Origin of the sequence: Cellulosimicrobium sp. MI9406, from assembly GCF_040595865.1 — a bacterium.
In the GTDB taxonomy this organism is placed as follows: Bacteria; Actinomycetota; Actinomycetes; order Actinomycetales; family Cellulomonadaceae; genus Cellulosimicrobium; species Cellulosimicrobium funkei.
Genome location: NZ_JALIZI010000006.1, coordinates 216,186 through 235,568 on the forward strand (window position 1 = coordinate 216,186; position 19,383 = coordinate 235,568).

General features: G+C 75.1%; 18 protein-coding genes. 13 read left to right on the plus strand and 5 right to left on the minus strand.

The window, feature by feature from the left end:
- Nucleotides 1-16: 16 nt before the first annotated feature.
- The 3 genes from MT994_RS13020 to MT994_RS13030 all read left to right on the plus strand — a co-directional run bounded on the left by MT994_RS13020 (nucleotide 17) and on the right by MT994_RS13030 (nucleotide 1,774).
- Nucleotides 17-280, plus strand: a complete 264-nt coding sequence (locus MT994_RS13020) for a phosphoribosyl-ATP diphosphatase (protein ID WP_024839663.1) — start codon at nucleotides 17-19, stop codon at nucleotides 278-280.
- Between the two features lie 110 nt (nucleotides 281-390).
- Complete coding sequence (gene hisG / locus MT994_RS13025; protein WP_009865157.1) at nucleotides 391-1,245, plus strand: ATP phosphoribosyltransferase; 855 nt, start codon at nucleotides 391-393, stop codon at nucleotides 1,243-1,245.
- A 46-nt stretch (nucleotides 1,246-1,291) separates the two neighbouring features.
- Nucleotides 1,292-1,774, plus strand: coding sequence for a PH domain-containing protein (locus MT994_RS13030; RefSeq protein ID WP_009865158.1), 483 nt, complete (start codon nucleotides 1,292-1,294; stop codon nucleotides 1,772-1,774).
- Between the two features lie 142 nt (nucleotides 1,775-1,916).
- Here MT994_RS13030 and MT994_RS13035 read toward each other — a convergent pair whose 3' ends face one another.
- A complete protein-coding gene (locus tag MT994_RS13035) occupies nucleotides 1,917-3,818 on the minus strand; it encodes a DEAD/DEAH box helicase (protein ID WP_354806574.1) in 1,902 nt (633 codons plus the stop codon).
- 409 nt (nucleotides 3,819-4,227) lie between these two features.
- Between MT994_RS13035 and MT994_RS13040 the strand changes: the two genes are divergently transcribed.
- The 10 genes from MT994_RS13040 to MT994_RS13085 all read left to right on the plus strand — a co-directional run bounded on the left by MT994_RS13040 (nucleotide 4,228) and on the right by MT994_RS13085 (nucleotide 14,867).
- The gene (locus tag MT994_RS13040; RefSeq protein ID WP_034656174.1) at nucleotides 4,228-4,848 is read left to right on the plus strand and encodes a CDP-alcohol phosphatidyltransferase family protein; all 621 of its coding nucleotides are present in this window, start codon (nucleotides 4,228-4,230) and stop codon (nucleotides 4,846-4,848) included.
- Nucleotides 4,845-5,813, plus strand: coding sequence for a DUF881 domain-containing protein (locus MT994_RS13045; protein ID WP_232422894.1), 969 nt, complete (start codon nucleotides 4,845-4,847; stop codon nucleotides 5,811-5,813). The genes MT994_RS13040 and MT994_RS13045 overlap by 4 nt, the downstream gene beginning before the upstream one ends.
- Nucleotides 5,810-6,142: a small basic family protein gene (locus tag MT994_RS13050; protein ID WP_021483549.1), complete on the plus strand. Its 333-nt coding sequence runs from the start codon at nucleotides 5,810-5,812 to the stop codon at nucleotides 6,140-6,142. Before MT994_RS13045 ends, MT994_RS13050 begins: the two co-directional genes overlap by 4 nt.
- Nucleotides 6,143-6,144: 2 nt before the next feature.
- Nucleotides 6,145-7,569 (plus strand): DUF881 domain-containing protein, encoded by a 1,425-nt coding sequence (locus tag MT994_RS13055; protein WP_354806575.1) that lies wholly within the window; start codon nucleotides 6,145-6,147, stop codon nucleotides 7,567-7,569.
- Between the two features lie 176 nt (nucleotides 7,570-7,745).
- Nucleotides 7,746-8,228: an FHA domain-containing protein gene (locus MT994_RS13060; RefSeq protein WP_021483194.1), complete on the plus strand. Its 483-nt coding sequence runs from the start codon at nucleotides 7,746-7,748 to the stop codon at nucleotides 8,226-8,228.
- Nucleotides 8,229-8,230: 2 nt separating this feature from the next.
- The gene (locus MT994_RS13065; protein WP_061267299.1) at nucleotides 8,231-8,986 is read left to right on the plus strand and encodes a MerR family transcriptional regulator; all 756 of its coding nucleotides are present in this window, start codon (nucleotides 8,231-8,233) and stop codon (nucleotides 8,984-8,986) included.
- A gap of 124 nt (nucleotides 8,987-9,110) precedes the next feature.
- The gene (locus MT994_RS13070) at nucleotides 9,111-9,584 is read left to right on the plus strand and encodes a bifunctional nuclease family protein (protein WP_024839673.1); all 474 of its coding nucleotides are present in this window, start codon (nucleotides 9,111-9,113) and stop codon (nucleotides 9,582-9,584) included.
- Nucleotides 9,585-9,796: 212 nt separating this feature from the next.
- Complete coding sequence (locus tag MT994_RS13075; protein ID WP_021482353.1) at nucleotides 9,797-10,387, plus strand: MerR family transcriptional regulator; 591 nt, start codon at nucleotides 9,797-9,799, stop codon at nucleotides 10,385-10,387.
- A gap of 187 nt (nucleotides 10,388-10,574) precedes the next feature.
- Nucleotides 10,575-13,973 carry a pyruvate carboxylase gene (locus MT994_RS13080; RefSeq protein WP_354806576.1) on the plus strand — a complete coding sequence of 1,133 codons (3,399 nt, stop codon included), beginning with the start codon at nucleotides 10,575-10,577 and terminating at the stop codon, nucleotides 13,971-13,973.
- A gap of 51 nt (nucleotides 13,974-14,024) precedes the next feature.
- Nucleotides 14,025-14,867: an MBL fold metallo-hydrolase gene (locus tag MT994_RS13085; RefSeq protein WP_076404879.1), complete on the plus strand. Its 843-nt coding sequence runs from the start codon at nucleotides 14,025-14,027 to the stop codon at nucleotides 14,865-14,867.
- Between the two features lie 57 nt (nucleotides 14,868-14,924).
- Here MT994_RS13085 and MT994_RS13090 read toward each other — a convergent pair whose 3' ends face one another.
- From MT994_RS13090 to MT994_RS13105, 4 genes are all read right to left on the minus strand, one after another.
- On the minus strand, nucleotides 14,925-16,178 hold the full coding sequence (locus MT994_RS13090; RefSeq protein ID WP_021482650.1) for a phospholipase D-like domain-containing protein: 1,254 nt from the start codon (nucleotides 16,176-16,178) through the stop codon (nucleotides 14,925-14,927).
- A gap of 123 nt (nucleotides 16,179-16,301) precedes the next feature.
- On the minus strand, nucleotides 16,302-16,571 hold the full coding sequence (locus MT994_RS13095) for a Rho termination factor N-terminal domain-containing protein (protein ID WP_034656177.1): 270 nt from the start codon (nucleotides 16,569-16,571) through the stop codon (nucleotides 16,302-16,304).
- Nucleotides 16,558-18,183, minus strand: a complete 1,626-nt coding sequence (locus MT994_RS13100; RefSeq protein WP_354806577.1) for a hypothetical protein — start codon at nucleotides 18,181-18,183, stop codon at nucleotides 16,558-16,560. The genes MT994_RS13095 and MT994_RS13100 overlap by 14 nt, the downstream gene beginning before the upstream one ends.
- 70 nt (nucleotides 18,184-18,253) lie before the next feature.
- Nucleotides 18,254-19,315, minus strand: a complete 1,062-nt coding sequence (locus MT994_RS13105; protein WP_354806578.1) for a tyrosine-type recombinase/integrase — start codon at nucleotides 19,313-19,315, stop codon at nucleotides 18,254-18,256.
- Between the last annotated feature and the right edge of the window lie 68 nt (nucleotides 19,316-19,383).

A 19,383-nucleotide genomic window follows, 5' to 3' on the forward strand; every position in this document is an offset into this window, starting at 1 on the left:
GGATACCCTGGAGCCCGTGAAGACGTTCGAGTCCCTGTTCGCGGAGCTGTCCGAGAAGGCCACGACGCGACCTGCCGGTTCCGGCACGGTCGCGGAGCTGGACGCCGGCGTGCACGCGATCGGGAAGAAGGTGGTCGAGGAGGCCGCCGAGGTGTGGATGGCCGCCGAGTACGAGGGCGACGTGAAGACGGCGGAGGAGATCTCCCAGCTCCTCTACCACCTGCAGGTCCTCATGCTGGCGAAGGGTCTGAGCCTGCAGGACGTGTACGAGCATCTGTGAGCGGCCGCGCCGGTGAGCGTCCCCCGCTCCCGGCCGCGAGCGCCGCTCGCCCCTCGCTCGTCCCTGCTGTTCCCCTCTTCCTGCCCGATCCCCTGAACGAAGGTCCTGTCATGCTGCGTATCGCCGTCCCCAACAAGGGGTCCCTGTCCGAGCCCGCCGTCGAGATGCTGCGCGAGGCGGGGTACCGCCAGCGCCGTGACCCGCGCGAGCTGGTGCTGGCGGACCCGGACAACGACGCCGAGTTCTTCTTCCTGCGCCCGCGCGACATCGCGGTGTACGTGGGGTCGGGCACGGTCGACGTCGGGGTGACGGGTCGGGATCTGCTGCTGGACTCGGGCGCGGACGCGGTGGAGCACATGCAGCTCGGGTTCGGGGGGTCGACGTTCCGGTACGCGGCGCCGGCGGGGACGATCACGTCGTTGGAGCAGGTGCAGGGGCTGCGGGTCGCGACGTCGTACGAGGTCCTCGTGGAGGGGCACCTGCGGGCGCACGGGGTGGACGCGACGGTGGTGCACCTGGACGGTGCGGTCGAGTCGGCGGTGCAGCTCGGGGTGGCGGACGTCGTCGCGGACGTGGTCTCGACGGGCACGACGCTGCGGGGCGCCGGCCTGGAGGTGTTCGGCGACCCGATCCTGGTGTCGGAGGCGGTGCTGATCCGGCCGCGCAAGGTTGCGGAGGCGGACGTCCCGGCGGGGGTCGAGGTGCTGTCGCGTCGTCTGCAGGGGGTGCTGACGGCGCACGAGTACGTCCTCATGGACTACGACGTGCCGGTGTCGCTCGTGGACCGTGCGGTCGCGATCACGCCGGGCCTGGAGTCGCCCACGGTGTCCCCGCTGCACGACCGGGACTGGGCGGCGGTGCGGGCGATGGTGCGCCGCGACCGCACGAACCAGGTCATGGACGCCCTGTACGACGTGGGTGCGCGCGCGATCCTCGTGACCCGGATCCACGCCTCGCGCCTCTGACCTCGTGCCGCCGGTGGGTGGTCGGCGGGTGTGAGACGGTGGCGGCATGAGCACCGACCCGTTCCCCGATCCCGGCCTGCCGGGCGACCGCGACGACGACCCGTACCGCACGTTCCGGCCCCGGTTCGGCCTGGTGTCGGCCTGGGCGACGGGCGTGGTCGTCGTCGGCGGGTGCGTCGTGGTGGGGCTGTCCGCGACGGGGCCGCTCGGCACGTCGTGGGTGAACCGGCTGTCCATCGCGGCGTTCGCGCTGTTCGCGGCGTGGCTGCTGTGGCGCCTGGGCGGCGTGCACGCCGTCCCGACGCGCGAGGGCCTGCGGGTGCGCAACGTCATCTACACGCGCCGCCTCGCCTGGCCCCAGATCGTGTCGGTCCGCTTCGGCTCCGGAGACGCGTGGGTGCGTCTCGACCTCGCGGACGGGTCCACCCTCGCCGTCATGGGCATCCAACGGGCCGACGGCGCCCGGGGCGAGGCGGAGGCGCGTCGCCTCGCCGCCCTGGTGAAGGCGCACGGCGAGGCCCACGAGTAAGAACCGCAGGCTGGCGGCCCCCGTGCCCGCGCCCCCGTCACCCCGTACTGACGACGACGGCCCCCGGATCGAGAAGATCCGGGGGCCGTCGTCGTGCGCCGGCGGGGCTGCCGCCGGCGGAGCGGTCAGAACGCGGCGCGGGTCAGAACGCGGCGCGGTGGCGCGGCTTGCGCTCGCCCCGGTCGTCGGCACGGTCGAACCGGTCACGACGCTCGTCACGACGACCCGACGGGCCGTGCCCGGCACGCGGGCCCCGGGACGCGGGCGCGCCCTCGTCGAGACGGATGCGCAGCGCCTTGCCCGCGACCCGTGCCCGCGAGATGCGGTCCATCGTGTCCGCGTCGAGCGGGGCGGTGATGTCCACGAGCGAGAACGACGGGAAGATGTCGATCTTGCCGACGTCCGACCCGGCCAGACCCGCCTCGTTCGTCAGCGCGCCCACGATCCCGCCCGGCATCACGCCGTCCTTGTGCCCCACCGACAGGCGGTAGCGCGTCCCGACGGCGTCGCGGCGGATACCGCGCGTCCCGTCACCCTCGCGCCGGCCCGACGCACGGTCACCGCGCGACGGACGCTCGGCCGCGCGCTCCGTACGACGCGCCTTCGACTGCTCGCGCGCCGCGGCCCGCTCCGCCTCGAACCGCTCCTGCTCCTCACGGGCACGCGGACCGTCGTCACCGACCGCGAGCGCCGCCATGGCCGCGGCGAGGTCGACCGGGTCGACGTCGTGCTCGGCGAGGAAGGTGCGCACCATGTCGGCGTACATCGACAGACGGCCCGCCTCCTGGCGGGCGGGGACCTGCCCGAGCAGCGCCCGCACCTTGTGCGCGGACACGTCCGCGGGGGAGGGGATCTCGATCTCCTGCAGCGGGGTGCGGGTCGTGCGCTCGATCGCGCGCAGGCGCCCGCGCTCGTGCGGGGTGACGAAGCTCAGGGCCTCGCCGGTGCGGCCCGCGCGGCCGGTGCGGCCGATGCGGTGCACGTACGCCTCGGGCTCGCCCGGCAGGTCGAAGTTCACGACGAGACCGATGCGGTCCACGTCGAGGCCGCGCGCGGCGACGTCGGTCGCGACGAGGACGTCGAGCGCCCCGGAGCGCAGGCGCTCCACGATCCGCTCGCGCTCCTTCTGCGCGACGTCGCCCGAGATGGTCGCGGCCGAGATGCCGCGCTCGACGAGCGCGGACCCGACCTCCTCCGCGGCGCCGCGCGTGCGGGTGAACACGATCGCGGCCTCGGCGTCGGACGTGGCCAGGACGCGCACGAGGGAGCCGGTCTTGTGGCGGAACGGCACGACGGCGTACGTCTGGCGCACGCTCGTCACCGTGGAGGACTGGCGTGCGACGGCGATCTCGACCGGGTCGGTGAGGTGCTCGTTGGCGACGCGGCGGATCGGGGCGGGCATCGTCGCGGAGAACAGCGCGACCTGACGCTCGCGCGGCGCTCGGGAGAAGATCGTGTCGACGTCCTCCGCGAAGCCCATGCGCAGCATCTCGTCGGCCTCGTCGAGCACGAGGAAGCGCACGTCGTCGAGCACGAGGGTGCCGCGCTCGATGTGGTCGATGACGCGCCCCGGCGTGCCGACGACGACCTGCGCCCCGGCCGCGAGCGCCCGCTGCTGCGGCTGGTAGGGGGAGCCGCCGTACACGGCGACGACGTCGACCTTGGGCAGGTGCGCCGCGAACGACTCGACGGCGTCGGCGACCTGCATCGCGAGCTCGCGCGTCGGGGTGAGGACGACGGCCTGCACGTGCCGCAGCGTGGGGTCGATCGCGGCGAGCAGCGGGAGGCCGAACGCGGCGGTCTTGCCGGTGCCGGTCTGCGCGACGCCGGTGATGTCGCGGCCCGCGAGGAGCGCGGGGATGGCCTCGGCCTGGATCGCGGACGGGGTGACGAACCCGAGGTCGGCGACGGCGCGCTCGAGGGGCGCGGGCAGGCCGAGGTCGGAGAACACGGGGCCGGTGGGAGCGGTCTGCTCCGCGACGGCGGGGGAGGTGTCGGTGGAGTGGTCGAGGGCGTGCGAGGGCGCGACGACGTCAGCAGTCATGAAAGGGTGAGGACCGTTCGTTTCGGGGTGTGGAGTGGCGTGCGGTCACCGGGTCGGTTCTCGCAGGTCGCACTCCCGAACACACCAGGCCGGCCACCGCCACGATCGGGGAGATCAGGGGGGTCGGCCACTCTCACGGACACACGCGGGACGAGCGACGAACTCCAAAGGTGCACCCATCGTACCGGAGGGCGCGGGCGGGCCGCGGGGCCGGGCCCGGTGACGTCCCTCACCCGCACCCGCCCCGCCGGTACCCGGCCCGCCCCGGACACCGGGCGAAGCGGGTGATTTCGGGCCCTGCGGGGCGCCGCGCCGCGAAATGAGGGCCCAGGTCACCGGGGCCGGTACGTAGGATGGTCGCGCGCGGCAGGTCGCCGCGACGGCGCGACGCGAGCACGGGGCGGTGGGTGTGACGGCAGGGCAGCAGGTCAGCTCGCGCGTCCTGACCGTCCCGAACGTCATCAGCCTCCTGCGGCTGCTCCTCGTGCCCGTGTTCGCGGTCCTCATCGTGCGCGGCGACGACGTGTGGGCCCTGGTCGTCCTCGCGGTGTCCGGGGCGTCGGACTGGCTCGACGGCGTGCTCGCGCGCCGCCTGGACCAGGTGAGCCGCCTCGGGCAGATGCTCGACCCCGCCGCCGACCGCCTCTTCATCCTCGTCACCCTCCTCGGGCTCGCGTGGCGCGACGTCGTGCCCGTGTGGCTCGTCGTCGCGATCGTCGCGCGCGACGTCCTGCTCGCGGGCCTGCTGCCGCTGCTCGCCCGCCACGGCTACGGGCCGCTGCCCGTGAGCTTCGCGGGCAAGGCCGGCACGTTCGCCCTGCTCTACGCGTTCCCGCTGCTGCTCCTCGCGGAGATGCCGGGCTGGCTCGGCGACGTCGCCGCCGTCACCGGGTGGGCGTTCACCTGGTGGGGCGTGGGCCTGTACTGGCTCGCGGGCGCGCAGTACGTGCTGCAGACCCGGGCGCTCGTCCTGCGCGACCGCGCCGCCCGTACCGACCGGCCCGGGACCGCGACGAAGGAGACGCCGTGACCGACACGCGACCGGACCAGCCCGCCGCCGCGCGCCGCGCACCCGTAGATGCGTCCATGACCCTCCTCAACGAGGTCATGCACCGCCCCCTCGACCCCGGGTACGCCGCCGCGGCCGCGCGCCGCGCCGCCGGGCAGACCCCGCACCGCGGGCGCACCGGCACCGTCGCGCTCGTCGCCCTCGCCGTCGTCCTCGGCGTCGTCACCACCGCCGCCGCCGTGCAGCTGCGCGCCCCGCAGCCCGGCGTCATCGCCGCACGCGAGACCCTCGAGCAGGAGATCCTCGAACGCCAGGCCACCGCCGAGGAGCTCTCCGCGCGCGGCGCGGAGCTGTCCGGGGAGATCGAGCAGCTCCAGGGTGCGGCCCTGAGCGGCGCGAGCGCCGACGTGCTCGACAGCCTCCAGGAGGAGGGCGCGCTCACCGGGACGCAGCCCGTCGAGGGCCAGGGCGTCGTCGTCACCCTCGACGACACCGGCGGCGGCCTGTCCTCCGGGGCCACCGACGCGAGCTCGCTCGTGCACGACTCCGACCTGCAGCGCGTCGTCAACGCCCTGTGGGCCGGCGGCGCCGAGGCCGTCGCGATCAACGACCAGCGCCTGACCGGCCTGTCCGCGATCCGCAGCGCCGGCGACGCCGTGCTCGTCGACCTGCAGCCCCTCGTCGGCCCCTACCGCGTCGAGGCGATCGGCGACCCCGACGCGATGCGCACCTCGCTCCTGCGGTCCGGCACGTCCGACTTCCTCCAGCTCCTCGGCACCCAGTACGGCATCCGCTCCGGCGTGACGACGCAGAGCCGCCTCGACCTGCCCGGCCGGTCCGCGCCCACGCTGTTCTTCGCGCACGCCCCGGAGACGACCGTAGACTCCGACGCACCCGCCGAGGAGACCGGCCCCGCGCCGGGCACGACCGACGGGTCCGGGACCCCATCCGCACCGCACGAGACAGGGCAGGAGATCGTCGAATGATCGCAGTCGTCGGACTGGTGGTGGGCATCGTCGCGGGCCTCGTCCTGCAACCCACCGTGCCCGTGTCGCTGCAGCCCTACCTGCCCATCGCCGTCGTCGCCGCCCTCGACGCCCTGTTCGGCGGCCTGCGCGCCCGGCTCGACGGCCTGTTCGACGACAAGGTCTTCCTCGTGTCGTTCCTGTCGAACGTCGTCGTCGCCGCCCTCATCGTGTTCCTCGGCGACCAGCTCGGGGTCGGCAGCCAGCTCTCGACCGCCGTCGTCGTCGTCCTCGGCATCCGCATCTTCTCCAACGCCGCCGCGATCCGGCGCCACATCTTCAAGGCGTGAGCATGAGCCGCGACCCCCGCGACCAGGCTCCGGGCGACCGGCCCGAGCACCCCACCACGCCCGCGGACGGTGACGACGCCGCCGTCGGCACCCCCGCCGTCCCCGGCACCGAGCCCGGGACCGACGACGACGCGCGCGACACGGAGCACGTCCCGCCCCGCACCGACGACTCCGACGAGGACGCCACCACCCCCGTCGAGACCGGCCCGGGCCCGGGTGCGCCGTCCGGCGCGCCCCACGACGACCCGGACGACCCCGCAGCGGTCCCCGGCGACCCCACGACGCCGAGCGACGCGCCGGCCGCCGGCGACGAGACCATGGTCACCACCGGCCACCCCGAGGACGACGGCACCACCGCGGCCCGCACGACCCCGACCGGTGCCGCACCGACCGACACGCCCGCGCCGAGCGACCCGGACACCAGCGCCCCGAGCACGACCGAGCCGAGCGACCCCGTCGTCCCGGGCGACGCCGCAGCAGCGGGGGAGTGCCCCGCACCCGACGACCGCACCGACCAGCCCGGCGACGCGCGTCCCGCCCCCACTGCGCCGGACCTCCCGACGCCGGGCGCGACGACCGACGCGACGACCACCCCGGAAGCCGCGGCGCGCGAGCAGGACGCCGAGACCGCGCCCACCGCCGAGCCGGACCCGGTCACCGGGGCGACGGCCGCCGTCGGGCGCCACGGCACCCCCACCCAGCCCGAGCCGCGCGGGCTGCGCGGCCTCGGCCGGGCGATGCGCCCGCGCGCGTCGCGCTCCCAGGTCATGGTCGGCGTCCTGTGCGCGCTGCTCGGCTTCGCGCTCGTCGTCCAGGTGAGCCAGACGCAGGAGGACCAGCTGTCCTCCCTGCGCCAGAGCGACCTCGTGCGCCTGCTCGACGACGTCACCCAGCGCTCCGGCGAGCTCGAGGAGCAGGTGTCCTCGCTCGAGGCCACGCGCGACGAGCTGCAGTCCGGCTCCGGCCGCGAGCGCGCCGCGCTCGAGCTCGCCGAGCAGCAGGCCGAGACGCTCGGCATCCTCTCGGGCCGGCTCCCCGCCGAGGGCCCGGGCGTCGAGATCGAGGTCGTCGAGGGCGCCGAGCCGCTCAAGGCGTTCGGGCTGTTCAACGTGCTGGAGGAGCTGCGCAACGCGGGCGCCGAGGCCATGGAGGTCAACGGCGTCCGCCTCGTCGCGAGCAGCTACTTCGAGGACACCTCCGACGGCGTCGTCGTCGACGGGCAGGTGATCTCGTCCCCGTACCGGTGGACCGCGATCGGCGACCCGTCGACGCTCGAGACCGCGCTCGAGATCCCGGGTGGCGCCATGGCGTCGCTGCGGGCCGACGGCGCGCGCACCACCGTCACCCAGCAGGACCGGGCCGAGGTCACCGCGACCGTCGAGCCCCGCGCACCCCGGTACGCGACCCCCGTCCCCGCCGACGAGTGAACCGGCTTCCCGCAGGACCACGGGCCGGGGTAGGTTGGGACGACCGAGGGTCGCACGCACCGCGTGACCTGCAGGTGTAGTAGTTTTCGAGCACCAGTTTCCCGCACCCCGGGGGCTCGTCCCCCGGTGCGGTTTCCGAGCTCGAGCACGACGTGCGTGAGCCCCGAGGAGGCGTGATGAGTGTCCCAGGCGGTCCTGAGGTGCCGAACCGGGCGACCAGCGACACGACGGTCAGCTTCGGCCGGATCGAGGCCCCGATCGAGGAGGGCGTGCAGCCCGGGGGCCTGAGCCCCGAGGAGCACGCCGCCGTCGCCGCCCTGCCCCGCCACTCGGCCCTGCTCATCATGCAGCGCGGCCCCGGCCAGGGCTCGCGCTTCCTCCTCGACGCCGAACGCACCGTCGCCGGGCGCTCCGAGCACGCCGACATCTTCCTCGACGACGTCACCGTGTCGCGCAAGCACGCCGAGTTCGTGCGCGAGGGCGAGCACTTCGTCGTGCGCGACGTCGGGTCCCTCAACGGCACCTACGTGAACCGCAGCCGGATCGACGCGGTCGCGCTCGGCACGGGCGACGAGGTCCAGATCGGCAAGTACCGGCTCACGTTCCACGCCAGCCCGCACGCGGCGGCGTCGGCGGGCGGCGCGGCCTCCCCGTCGTGAACATGTCGACCGGCGCCGCGCACGCCACGGCCCCGGAGCCCGCGGACGGGCCCGAACCGTGGCCCCAGGGGATCTCGCGCCGCGCGACCATGCGCATCTCCGACGTGCTGCGCGCGCTGCGGGCCGAGTTCCCCCACGTCAGCCACTCCAAGCTGCGCTTCCTCGAGGAGCAGGGCCTCATCGAGCCGGTGCGGACCGCGTCGGGCTACCGCCAGTACAGCCCCGCCGACGTCGAGCGCCTGCGCTTCGTGCTCGTCGAGCAGCGTGACCGCTACCTGCCGCTGAAGGTCATCAAGGACCGCCTCGCCGCGCTCGACGCCGGGACCGACGCCGAGACGCTCGCCCCCCGCCTCGCGACCACCGACGGCGAGCCCGGGTCGGCCGCCGTCCGCCAGCGCTACACCGTCGACGCGCTCGTCTCCGCCGCCGGGGTCGAGCGCGAGCTCGTCGAGGGCCTCATCGAGGCCGGCGTGCTCCGCCAGGCACCGGGCGGGCAGCTCGACGCGCGCTCACTCGACGTCGTCGTGCTCGCCGCCGGCCTCGCGGACTACGGCATCGAGCCCCGCCACCTGCGCTCCCTGCGCACCGCCGCCGACCGCCACGTGAGCCTCGTGCAGCAGGTCGTCTCGCCGTGGCGCGGGCAGCAGAGCCCGTCCGCGCGCGCCCACGCCGGCACCGTCGCGTCCGAGGTCGGCGAGCTGTGCGCGCAGCTGCACACCGTCTTCGTGCGCCAGGGCGTCGACGACCTCACCCGCTGACGCCCGCACCCACCCCGCCGCACCTCCCGCGACGCCCTCCGCGTGTCGCGCGCACGCCCGGTGCGCACCCCCTGCCGGATGCCGGGCGGAGTCGTACGGTGGTGGAGTGAGCGACGACGTCCCGATGGTCCCGGTGGAGGTGCTGGGGGTCCGTCAGCAGCAGCGCGACCAGGAGATCGTGGTGCTGCTGCTCGACGACGCGTCCGAGCTCGTGGTGCCGATCGTCATCGGCCCGCGGGAGGCGAGCGCGATCGCCATGGCGCAGGCAGGGCTGCCCACGCCGCGGCCCATGACGCACGACCTGCTGCGGGACCTGCTCGACGCGGTGGGCGTGCGGCTCGAGCGGGCGGAGATCGTCGCCCTCGACGGCGGCATCTTCTTCGCCGAGCTCGTGCTCAGCAACGGCGTGCGGCTCGACTCGCGCGCGTCGGACGCGATCGCCGTCGCGGTGCGCACCGGGAGCCCGGTCCTGTGCTCGGCGGAGGTCGTGGCGACGGCGGGCGTCGAGGTCGTCGACGTCGCGCAGCAGGAGGAGGTCGAGAAGTTCCGCGACTTCCTCGACCACGTCCAGCCCGAGGACTTCTCGGTGGACGAGTAGAGCGGTCCCGGTGCGTGGCGGCCCGACCCTCGGGTCGTGGTCGAGGCTTCGGGACACACCGGACAAGACAGACCTTCGACCTCGGGTCGAGGGTTCAGCGGTCGGCGCGACGACGTGGCGGGCGCGACACGCCCGCACGCCCGGGGCGTCGGTCGTTGACGGCCCCGGACGGCGCCCATAGTTTGGTCGTGACATCACCCCAGGAGGCGACAGTGAACAGCAGCGGTGAGGCGAGCGTCGGTGTCGGCGCGGCAGTTCCGCAGGGCGCGCAAGGCCTCCTCTTCGGGGAGGACATCACCGAGCAGGACACCACGACCGGCTACCGCGGCCCGACGGCGTGCCGCGCGGCAGGCATCACGTACCGCCAGCTCGACTACTGGGCCCGCACCGGTCTCGTCGAGCCCACCGTCCGCCCGGCGTCCGGGTCGGGCTCGCACCGCCTGTACAGCTTCCGCGACATCCTCGTGCTCAAGGTCGTCAAGCGCCTGCTCGACACCGGGGTGTCGCTCCAGCAGATCCGCACGGCCGTCGAGCACCTGCGCGAGCGCGGCGTGGACGACCTGGCGCAGATCACCCTCATGAGCGACGGCGCGAGCGTCTACGAGTGCACCTCGCCCGACGAGGTCGTGGACCTCGTCCAGGGCGGCCAGGGCGTGTTCGGGATCGCCGTCGGGCGCGTGTGGCGCGAGGTCGAGGGCACGCTCGCCGAGCTGCCGACCGAGTCCCTCGAGGACGAGGACGGCACCGCGACGAGCCCGCAGGACGAGCTCGCCCAGCGCCGTCAGGCCCGCACCGCGGGCTGACCCCTCGCCCGGCCCGACCGTGGGCGGACCGTCCGCGAGCGCCGGGCACCCCCACGAGGCGTGTGGACCTCGTCACAGCGGGTGCGGTGACCCGTCCGGCGACGCCGTGGGAGGATCGCCCGGTACGCGGTGCGTGGCGCCCCTCCCCGGCCCGACGACGCCGCCACGCTCGACGGATGGAGTGCCGGTGTTCTCGAAGGTCCTGGTCGCCAACCGCGCGGAGATCGCCGTCAGGGCGTTCCGCGCCGCCTACGAGCTGGGGGCCCGCACCGTCGCGGTGTTCCCGCAGGAGGACCGCAACTCCGAGCACCGGCTCAAGGCCGACGAGGCGTACCTCATCGGGGAGCCCGGCCACCCGGTGCGGGCGTACCTGGACATCGAGGAGATCGTGCGCGTCGCCCGGGAGGCGGGCGCGGACGCCGTCTACCCCGGGTACGGGTTCCTCTCGGAGAACCCCGACCTGGCGCGGGCGTGCGCGGAGGCGGGGCTGACGTTCGTCGGGCCGCCGCCGGAGGTGCTCGAGCTCGCGGGCAACAAGGTGCGGGCGCTCAAGGCGGCGCGCGAGGCGGGCCTGCCGGTGCTCGCGTCGAGCGAGCCGTCGGCGGACGTCGACGAGCTCGTCGCGGCCGCGGACGAGATCGGGTTCCCGGTGTTCGTCAAGGCGGTCGCGGGCGGTGGCGGTCGCGGGATGCGGCGCGTCGACGTGCGCGAGGACCTGCCGGAGGCGCTGGCTGCGGCGATGCGCGAGGCGGACGGCGCGTTCGGGGACCCGACGGTGTTCCTGGAGCAGGCGGTGCTGCGGCCGCGGCACATCGAGGTGCAGATCCTGGCGGACGGCGCGGGGAACGTCGTGCACCTGTACGAGCGGGACTGCTCGTTGCAGCGTCGTCACCAGAAGGTCATCGAGATCGCGCCGGCGCCGAACCTCGACCCGGCGGTCCGGGACGCGCTGTGCGCGGACGCGGTGCGGTTCGCGCGGCACATCGGCTACCAGAACGCGGGCACGGTCGAGTTCCTCGTCGACACGGTGGGCGAGCGTGCGGGGCAGCACGTGTTCATCGAGATGAACCCGCGCATCCAGGTGGAGCACACGGTGACCGAGGAGGTCACGGACGTCGACCTGGTGTCCGCGCAGATGCGGATCGCGGCGGGCGAGACGCTGGAGGACCTGGGCATCCGGCAGGAGGACGTGCGCGTCAACGGCGCGGCCCTGCAGACCCGGATCACGACGGAGGACCCGGCCAACGGGTTCCGTCCCGACACGGGCCGGATCATCGCCTACCGCTCCCCGGGCGGGGCGGGCGTCCGGCTCGACGGGGCGACGGCGACGGCCGGGTCGGTCGTGTCGGGCCACTTCGACTCGATGCTGGTGAAGCTCACGTGCCGGGGGCGGGACTTCCCGACGGCGGTGCGGCGCGCGCGTCGTGCGCTGGCGGAGTTCCGCATCCGCGGGATCCGGACGAACATCCCGTTCCTGCAGGCGGTCCTCGCCGACCCGGAGTTCGTCGCGGGCAACGTGGCGACGTCGTTCATCGACGAGCGGCCCGAGCTGCTCGCCGCGCGCGAGAGCGCGGACCGGGGCACGCGCCTGCTCGCGTACGTGGGGGACACCACCGTCAACCGGCCGCACGGGGAGCCGCGGGTCACGAGCGACCCGGCGGCGAAGCTGCCGCCGTTCGACCTGACGGTCGCGCCCCCGCCCGGGTCGCGCCAGCAGCTCCTCGAGCTCGGTCCGGAGGGCTTCGCGCGGGCGCTGCGGGGCGAGCAGCGGCTGCGTGTCACGGACACGACGTTCCGCGACGCGCACCAGTCGCTGCTCGCGACGCGCGTGCGCACGCACGACCTGGCGGCCGTCGCTCCGTACGTGGCACGGGCGACGCCGCAGCTGTGGTCGGTCGAGGCGTGGGGCGGGGCGACGTACGACGTCGCGCTGCGCTTCCTCGGGGAGGACCCGTGGGAGCGGCTCGCGACCCTGCGTGCCGCGATGCCGAACCTCGCGATCCAGATGCTGCTGCGCGGGCGCAACACGGTCGGGTACACGCCGTACCCGACGCGCGTCACGGAGGCGTTCGTCGAGGAGGCCGCAGCGACGGGCATCGACGTGTTCCGCATCTTCGACGCGCTCAACGACGTCGACCAGATGCGTCCCGCGATCGAGGCCGTGCGCGCGACCGGCACGACGGTCGCGGAGGTCGCGCTGTGCTACACGGGCAACCTGCTCGACCCGGCCGAGGACCTGTACACGCTCGACTACTACCTGCGCCTCGCGGACCGCATCGTCGACGCCGGTGCGCACGTCCTCGCGATCAAGGACATGGCCGGGCTGCTGCGGCCCGCCGCCGCGAGCCGGCTCGTGACCGCGCTGCGCGAGCGGTTCGACCTGCCGGTGCACCTGCACACCCACGACACGTCCGGCGGGCAGATGGCCACGCTGCTCGCGGCCGCCGCGGCGGGCGTCGACGCGGTCGACGCCGCGAGCGCCGCGATGGCGGGGACGACGAGCCAGCCGCCGCTGTCGGCGCTGGTCGCCGCGCTGGAGCACACCGAGCGCGACACCGGGCTGTCGCTGGCGGCGGTCGCGGACCTCGAGCCGTACTGGGAGGCGGTGCGCCGCGTGTACGCGCCGTTCGAGTCGGGTCTGCCCGGGCCGACGGGACGCGTGTACGAGCACGAGATCCCGGGCGGTCAGCTGTCGAACCTGCGTCAGCAGGCGATCGCGCTGGGCCTGGGGGACCGGTTCGAGCAGATCGAGGCGATGTACGCGGCCGCGGACCGGATCCTGGGGCGGCTGGTGAAGGTGACGCCGTCGTCGAAGGTCGTGGGCGACCTCGCGCTGCACCTCGTGGCGGCGGGCGCGGACCCGGCGGAGTTCGCGGCGGACCCGCAGTCGTTCGACATCCCGGACTCCGTGGTCGGGTTCCTGGGCGGCGAGCTGGGCGACCCGCCCGGTGGCTGGCCGGAGCCGTTCCGGTCGCGCGCGCTCGCCGGCCGTGCGGCGCGCGCCGGGGTCACGCCGCTCTCGGCCGAGGACGAGGCGGAGCTCGCGCAGGAGGGCGAGGTGCGCCGTCGTCGGCTCAACCACCTGCTCTTCGCGGGGCCGACGAAGGAGTTCGAGCAGGTGCGGCAGGCGTACGGGGACGTGTCGGTGCTCGACACCCCCACGTACCTGTACGGGCTGGAGCCGGGCCAGGAGGTCGCGGTGTCGCTCGGCAAGGGCGTGCGCCTGCTCGTGGGCCTCGAGGCGATCGGCACGCCGGACGAGCGCGGGATGCGCACGGTGATGTTCACCCTCAACGGCCAGCTGCGCCCGATCCAGGTGCGCGACCGCGCGGTGGACGTGGACGCGCGCACCGCCGAGAAGGCGGACCCGACCCAGCCCGGCCAGGTCGCGGCGCCGTTCGCGGGTGCGGTGACGCCGGTCGTCGTCGTGGGCGACGTCGTCGAGGCGGGGCAGACGGTCGCGACCGTCGAGGCGATGAAGATGGAGGCGGCGATCACGACGCCCGTCGCGGGCACGGTCCAGCGGGTCGCGATCGGCGCGGTGCAGCAGCTGGAGGGCGGCGACCTCGTCCTCGTGGTGGGCTGAGGGGCCGGTCCCGCACAGGCGGGGCGGGCAAGGACGACTCGAGGAGGTTCCATGCAGGTCACGTTCCACGGTCACGCGTGCGTCACGGTGCGCCACGGCGGTCAGGTCGTCGCCATCGACCCCGGTACGTTCAGCGACGCCGCGGCCGCGCTGGCGGACGCCGGCACGGTGCTCCTCACCCACCAGCACCCCGACCACGTGGACACCGGCGCCCTCGGTGACGCCCTCGCGGCCCGGCCGGAGCTCACGGTGTGGGCGCCCGAGGAGGTGGCCGCCGCGGTGCGTCCCGCGCTGCCCGACGGCGCGGCGTCGCGCGTGCACGTCGTCGCGCCGGGGGACGGCCTGGACCTGGGCGGTCTGGAGGTCGTGGTGGGCGGCGGCCGGCACGCGGTGATCCACCCGGACGTCCCGCGGATCGCGAACGTCACGTACCTCGTGCGCGGGGACGGAGCGACGCTCCTGCACCCGGGCGACTCGTTCGACGCCCCGGACGCGGGCGTGCTGGGCGGACGGCGGCTCGACGTGCTGCTCGCGCCCGTCTCGGCGCCGTGGCTCAAGCTCGCCGAGACGATCGACTTCGTGCGCGCGCTCGACCCGCGGGTCGTGGTCCCGGTGCACGACGCGCTGCTGTCGGACGTCGGGCACGGCCTCGTGAACCGGCTCCTGGGCGAGCAGCGCACCGGCGGGACGTACGAGTACCGGCCGTTGACGACCGGGGAGTCGATCGACGTCGCCGCGGGCGCCCTGGACGGCGCGGCGGACGCCGTCGCGCGCGAGCTGCGCGACGAGCACCCCGAGTTCGGGGAGGTCGCGCTGCTCGAGACCGACGAGACCGTGCCGCCGCGACCGGAGGAGGAGGCGGCCGACGTGCTGCGCTCCGACCCGGCCCGCTGAGCCGCGGACCCGCCCGCCGTCGTCGTCGCCCGAAGGACGGCGACGACGGCGGCGCGGCTACAGCAGCGGGCGCAGGGGAGTGAGGACGACCTCGCTGAGCTTCGCCGCCACCGAGCGCGAGTCCCACTCGTCGAGCGTCAGCTCGCGCGAGTTCGACAGGTCGACCTCGAAGACCTTCTCCATCTGCTCGGCCACCCCCGGGTCCGTGATCTCGAGGTTCACCTCGTAGTTCCCCGTGAGGGACAGCCGGTCGATGTTCGCCGTGCCGATCGTGGTCCACGCGCCGTCGATGGTCGCGGTCTTCGCGTGCACCATGGCGTTGCGGTACAGGTGGATGCGGACCCCGCCCTTGAGCAGAGCCGTGTACAGGCCGCGCGACAGCCAGTCCGCGAGCACGTGGTTCGAGCGCTCGGGCACGAGGACCCGCACGTCGACGCCGCGCGCGGCGGCCGCGAGCAGCGCGGCCAGGATCTCCCGGTCGGGGATGAAGTACGCCTGCGTGATGTAGACGTGCGAGCTCGCGCGGTCGATCGCGTCGAGGTAGATCCCGCGGATCGGGAACACCAGGTGCGCCGGCGCGTTGCGGGCCGCGCGCAGCCGCGGCTCCCAGTGCACCGATCCCGGGTCGGCGAGCAGCGGCTGGTCCGAAGCGCGGTTCGCGTTCCAGAAGTCCACGAACGCGTTGCGCAGCTCCCACGCGCTCGGCCCCACGAGGCGCACGTGCGTGTCGCGCCACTGCGTCGCGTACAGGGCGCCGATGTTGTACCCGCCGACGAACGCGATCTCGTCGTCGACGACGAGGATCTTGCGGTGGTCGCGGCCGGACTTGCGCACGTTGAGCATGAGCACGCCCGGGCGGAACACCGGGTACCGGATGACGTGGATCGGCTCGGGCAGGTCGAAGAACGCCTGGGGGACGACGAGGTTCGCGAAGCCGTCGTACACGACGAACACCTCGACGCCGCGCTCGCTCGCCTCGACGAGCGCCTGCTTGAACTCCTCGCCGAGCGCGTCGGCCTTCCAGATGTACGTCTCGAGCAGGATGCGGCGCCGTGCGCCGCGGATCGCGCCGAGCATCTCCCGGTACACGTCCTCGCCGTACGTGAAGACGGTCGTCGTGGTGCCCGCGACCTCGACGTCGGCGGGGGCCGAGCGCGGGAACGAGGCCTCGGTGGCGTTGCGGCGCTTGCGGATCGCGTCCGCGGTGACGAGCACGCCCGCGACCGTCACGGGTGCCGCGACGGCGACCACGAGCGCACGGGAGAGCAGACGGCGGGCGGTGCGCAGGGCGGAGTCGGCGGACAGGTGCACGCACTCACCGTAGCGGGCGGCACCCCGGGCGCGACCGGAAGACGGTCGCGCCGCGGGTGAGATCCCGCACGGGCCCGTCCCCGGCGCGTCCTGGCCCGTCCTCGGCCCGTCCTCGGCGCGTCCTCAGTGCGAGCGCAGCGCGCGGACCAGCTCCGCCTTGCGCATGGAGGACCGGCCCTCGATGCCGATCTCGGCGGCGCGCTTGCGCAGCTTCTCGACGGTCCAGTCCTCGTAGTCGCCGGCCTTGCCGCCCTTGCGGCCCACGCTCGAGCGCGACGAGCCCGCCGCGGCGTTCGCGATGCGGGCCGCCTTCTCCTTCGAGTCGCCCTCGTCCCGCAGCTTCTCGTACAGGTCGGGGTCCTTCACGCTCGGACCCGGGTCACGCTTCGGCACGACGGCCTCCTTCACCTCGGTCCGGCGGCCCGGACGGCAGCGCCGGTCTCCCGACAGGCTCTCGCCCCCGGCACGGTCTCGCACGCGGACGAGTCCTCCCGCGCGGACGACGCTCCAGCACGACGACGCGCGACGACCCTGCGTCCACGTGCCCCACGTACCCCGCCAGGGCGGTGAACCCCGACGGGTCGCCGTCGCCGACGACGTCCCAGCGCACGTCCCCGTCCTCGAGGGAGAGGGCGACCGTCCGCGAGCGCCGTGACGAGCCGTCGGGCACGACCAGGGCGAGCGTGGCGCCGTCGGTGAACGCGGCCGCGACGCCACGGGTGAGATCGACCCGGGCGCCCGTGGTGCCCGGGCCGTCGTCCGCCGTCGTGGTGGTGCTCCCGGGCGCCGTGCCGACGCCCGGCGCGGCGGGGCGACCGGCGGGCGAGCTGCGCGGCCACGACCACACGGGCTCGCCCGAGCGCGCGTCCAGGGAGACGACGCGTTCACCGGTGACGACGACGGCGCGGTCGGCGGCGAGCGCGACGACCTGGGCGACGGGCTGCGCGAGGCGCCACCGCTCGCGCAACCCGTCGCCGGAGCCGTCCGCGGCCGCGAGGGCGCGCACGCCGTCGCCGGTGGCGATCAGCCAGGGGGCAGCGTCGTCCACGGGGCCGACGAGCGGCCGCAGGAGCCGACCGTCGACGGCGTCGAGCACCGCCGCGTCCGGGGCGACGAGCTCGGTCGTCGCCCCGCGCCCGGGCGGCAGCACGCGGGTGCGCAGGAACGTCCCGTCGGGCAGCGGGACGACGTCGGTCGTGACGGCCGGGCCGGGGGCGTCGATGCGGGTACCCGCGGCGGTGAGGACGGCGCTGACGCGACATCCCCGCACGACGAGCAGGCCGTCCTCGACGGTGGCGGCGGCCTGCCCGGCGACCTGGGGCCGGCACATCGGGGTGCGTTCCGCGTCGTCGGGCGGGACGTCGTGCCGCCAGCGCACGCGCGCCGTGCGGGCGTCCTGGAGCGCGAGGTGCACGACCCCTCCGGTGCGGGCCCACCGCAGCACGGTCCCGTCGGGCGCGGGGACCGCGCGGCCGAGCGTGTCGCCCAGCGGCACCGGGCCGGTCACTGGGCCGTCCGGGCCGACGACGTGCGCGACCGGGGCGAGCGCGGGTCCCGTCACGCACACGAGCACGTCGGTCACCGGTCCCGCCGACTCGTCGGGGGTCGGTCCGCACGTGGCGGTGGCGTCGAGAGCGAGCCAGCGCCGGGCGCCCGAGGCGGCGTCGCGCCCCTCGACCCCGGCGGCGGTGACCGTGACGACCACGTCGTCGACGACGGCGACGCGCGGGGCGGCGGCGTCCGCGGACCAGGCGGGGGTCGGGGGCACGGCGAGCGAGCGGACGGCGCCGGGGTGGGAGAGGCGGGCCTGCTCCGCCGTCGAGGCGCGCCACGAGCCGATGGCGCCGAGCGCGACGGCGAGCGCGAGCAGGGGTGCTCCGACGCGCGCGAGGGTGCGTCGTCGGGCAGGGGCCGCGCGCCCGGGTGCCCCCTCCGCGGGTGTGCCGCGCCCGCCCGGCGCGGGCTCGTCGTCGGGGACGAGCTCCACCCGGTGGAGCGGGGCCATGCCTGCGACGCTACGCCCCGCCGGGCCGGGTGTCAGCGCCCTTCAGGTCACCGCCCGCGTGGTGGGCCGGTCAGGCCTCGCTGGGTTCGAGCGCCGCAGAGAGCGGGTGGGCCCGGATCGCGGCCGCCAGCTCGCCCTCGATGCGGTCGAGGTAGACGCCGGTGGTCGCGATGGACGCGTGCCCGAGGAGCTCCGCGACGACCTTGACGTCCCAGCCCTCCGCGGCGAGCAGCGTCGCGGTCGTGTGGCGCAGCGCGTGCGGCGTCGCCTCGCGACGGTACTGCGCGGGCATGCGTTCGACGCAGCGCCGCAGCAGCCCGCGCACGGCCTGGGCGTCGATCCGGCGGCCCCGCCACGACAGCAGGAGGGCGCGCTGCGCGTCCGGGTCGTCGGGCCGGCGGGCGAGGAGCGTCGGGCGCAAGCGCGCCAGGTACTCCTCGAGCGCGTCCGCGAGCGGGGGAGAGAGCGTGACGGTGCGGACGTGGCCGCCCTTGCCCTGGATGCGCCACCGCGTCTGGTCCGGTTCGCGGGAGAAGTCGTCGAGGTTCGCGCGCTCGAGCTCGGACACCCGCGGGCCGAGGACGAGGAGGAGCGCGACGACGAGGCGGTCACGGAGCTGGAGGTCCTGGTCGCGGCGCGAGACGGCGGCCTCCCCGGGTGCGCGGGCGGCGGACACCTCGAGCAGCGACGCCGCCGAGCCCGCGGACAGCGCGGTGCGTGCGACACGCAGACCGTCGCGCAGGCGGGCCGGGGGAGCGGCCCACTGCATCGGGTCGGCCTGCACCCAGCCCTCGCGCGCGGCGTGCCCGAAGAAGCGCGTCACCGACTGCCGGAACCGGTTCACCGTCGCTGCCGAGCGGCCCGTGCTGCCGGGCTTGCGCGACGCGTCGGCGTACCGGCCGTCGGGCGTGGTCTGGTAGCGCAGCAGCACGTCGTCGACGTCCTCGCCCGTGACGTCGTCCAGGATGCGCGCAGGTCCCGCGAGGCGCGCGAACTCCGCGACGTCCCGCTCGTAGCTGCGGCGCGTCGTGGGAGACAGGATGCCGCGCAGGGTCTGCGCGGCGACGGACGCGAGATAGCGGTCGGCTGCCTCGGCGACGGTGATCCGCTCGAGGCGGGGCGGGGCGACCATGGTGCGGGCCTCCTGGGGGACGGGTCGCCGTCAGCCTAGGACGCGCCACCCACAGCGCTGCCCGCCTG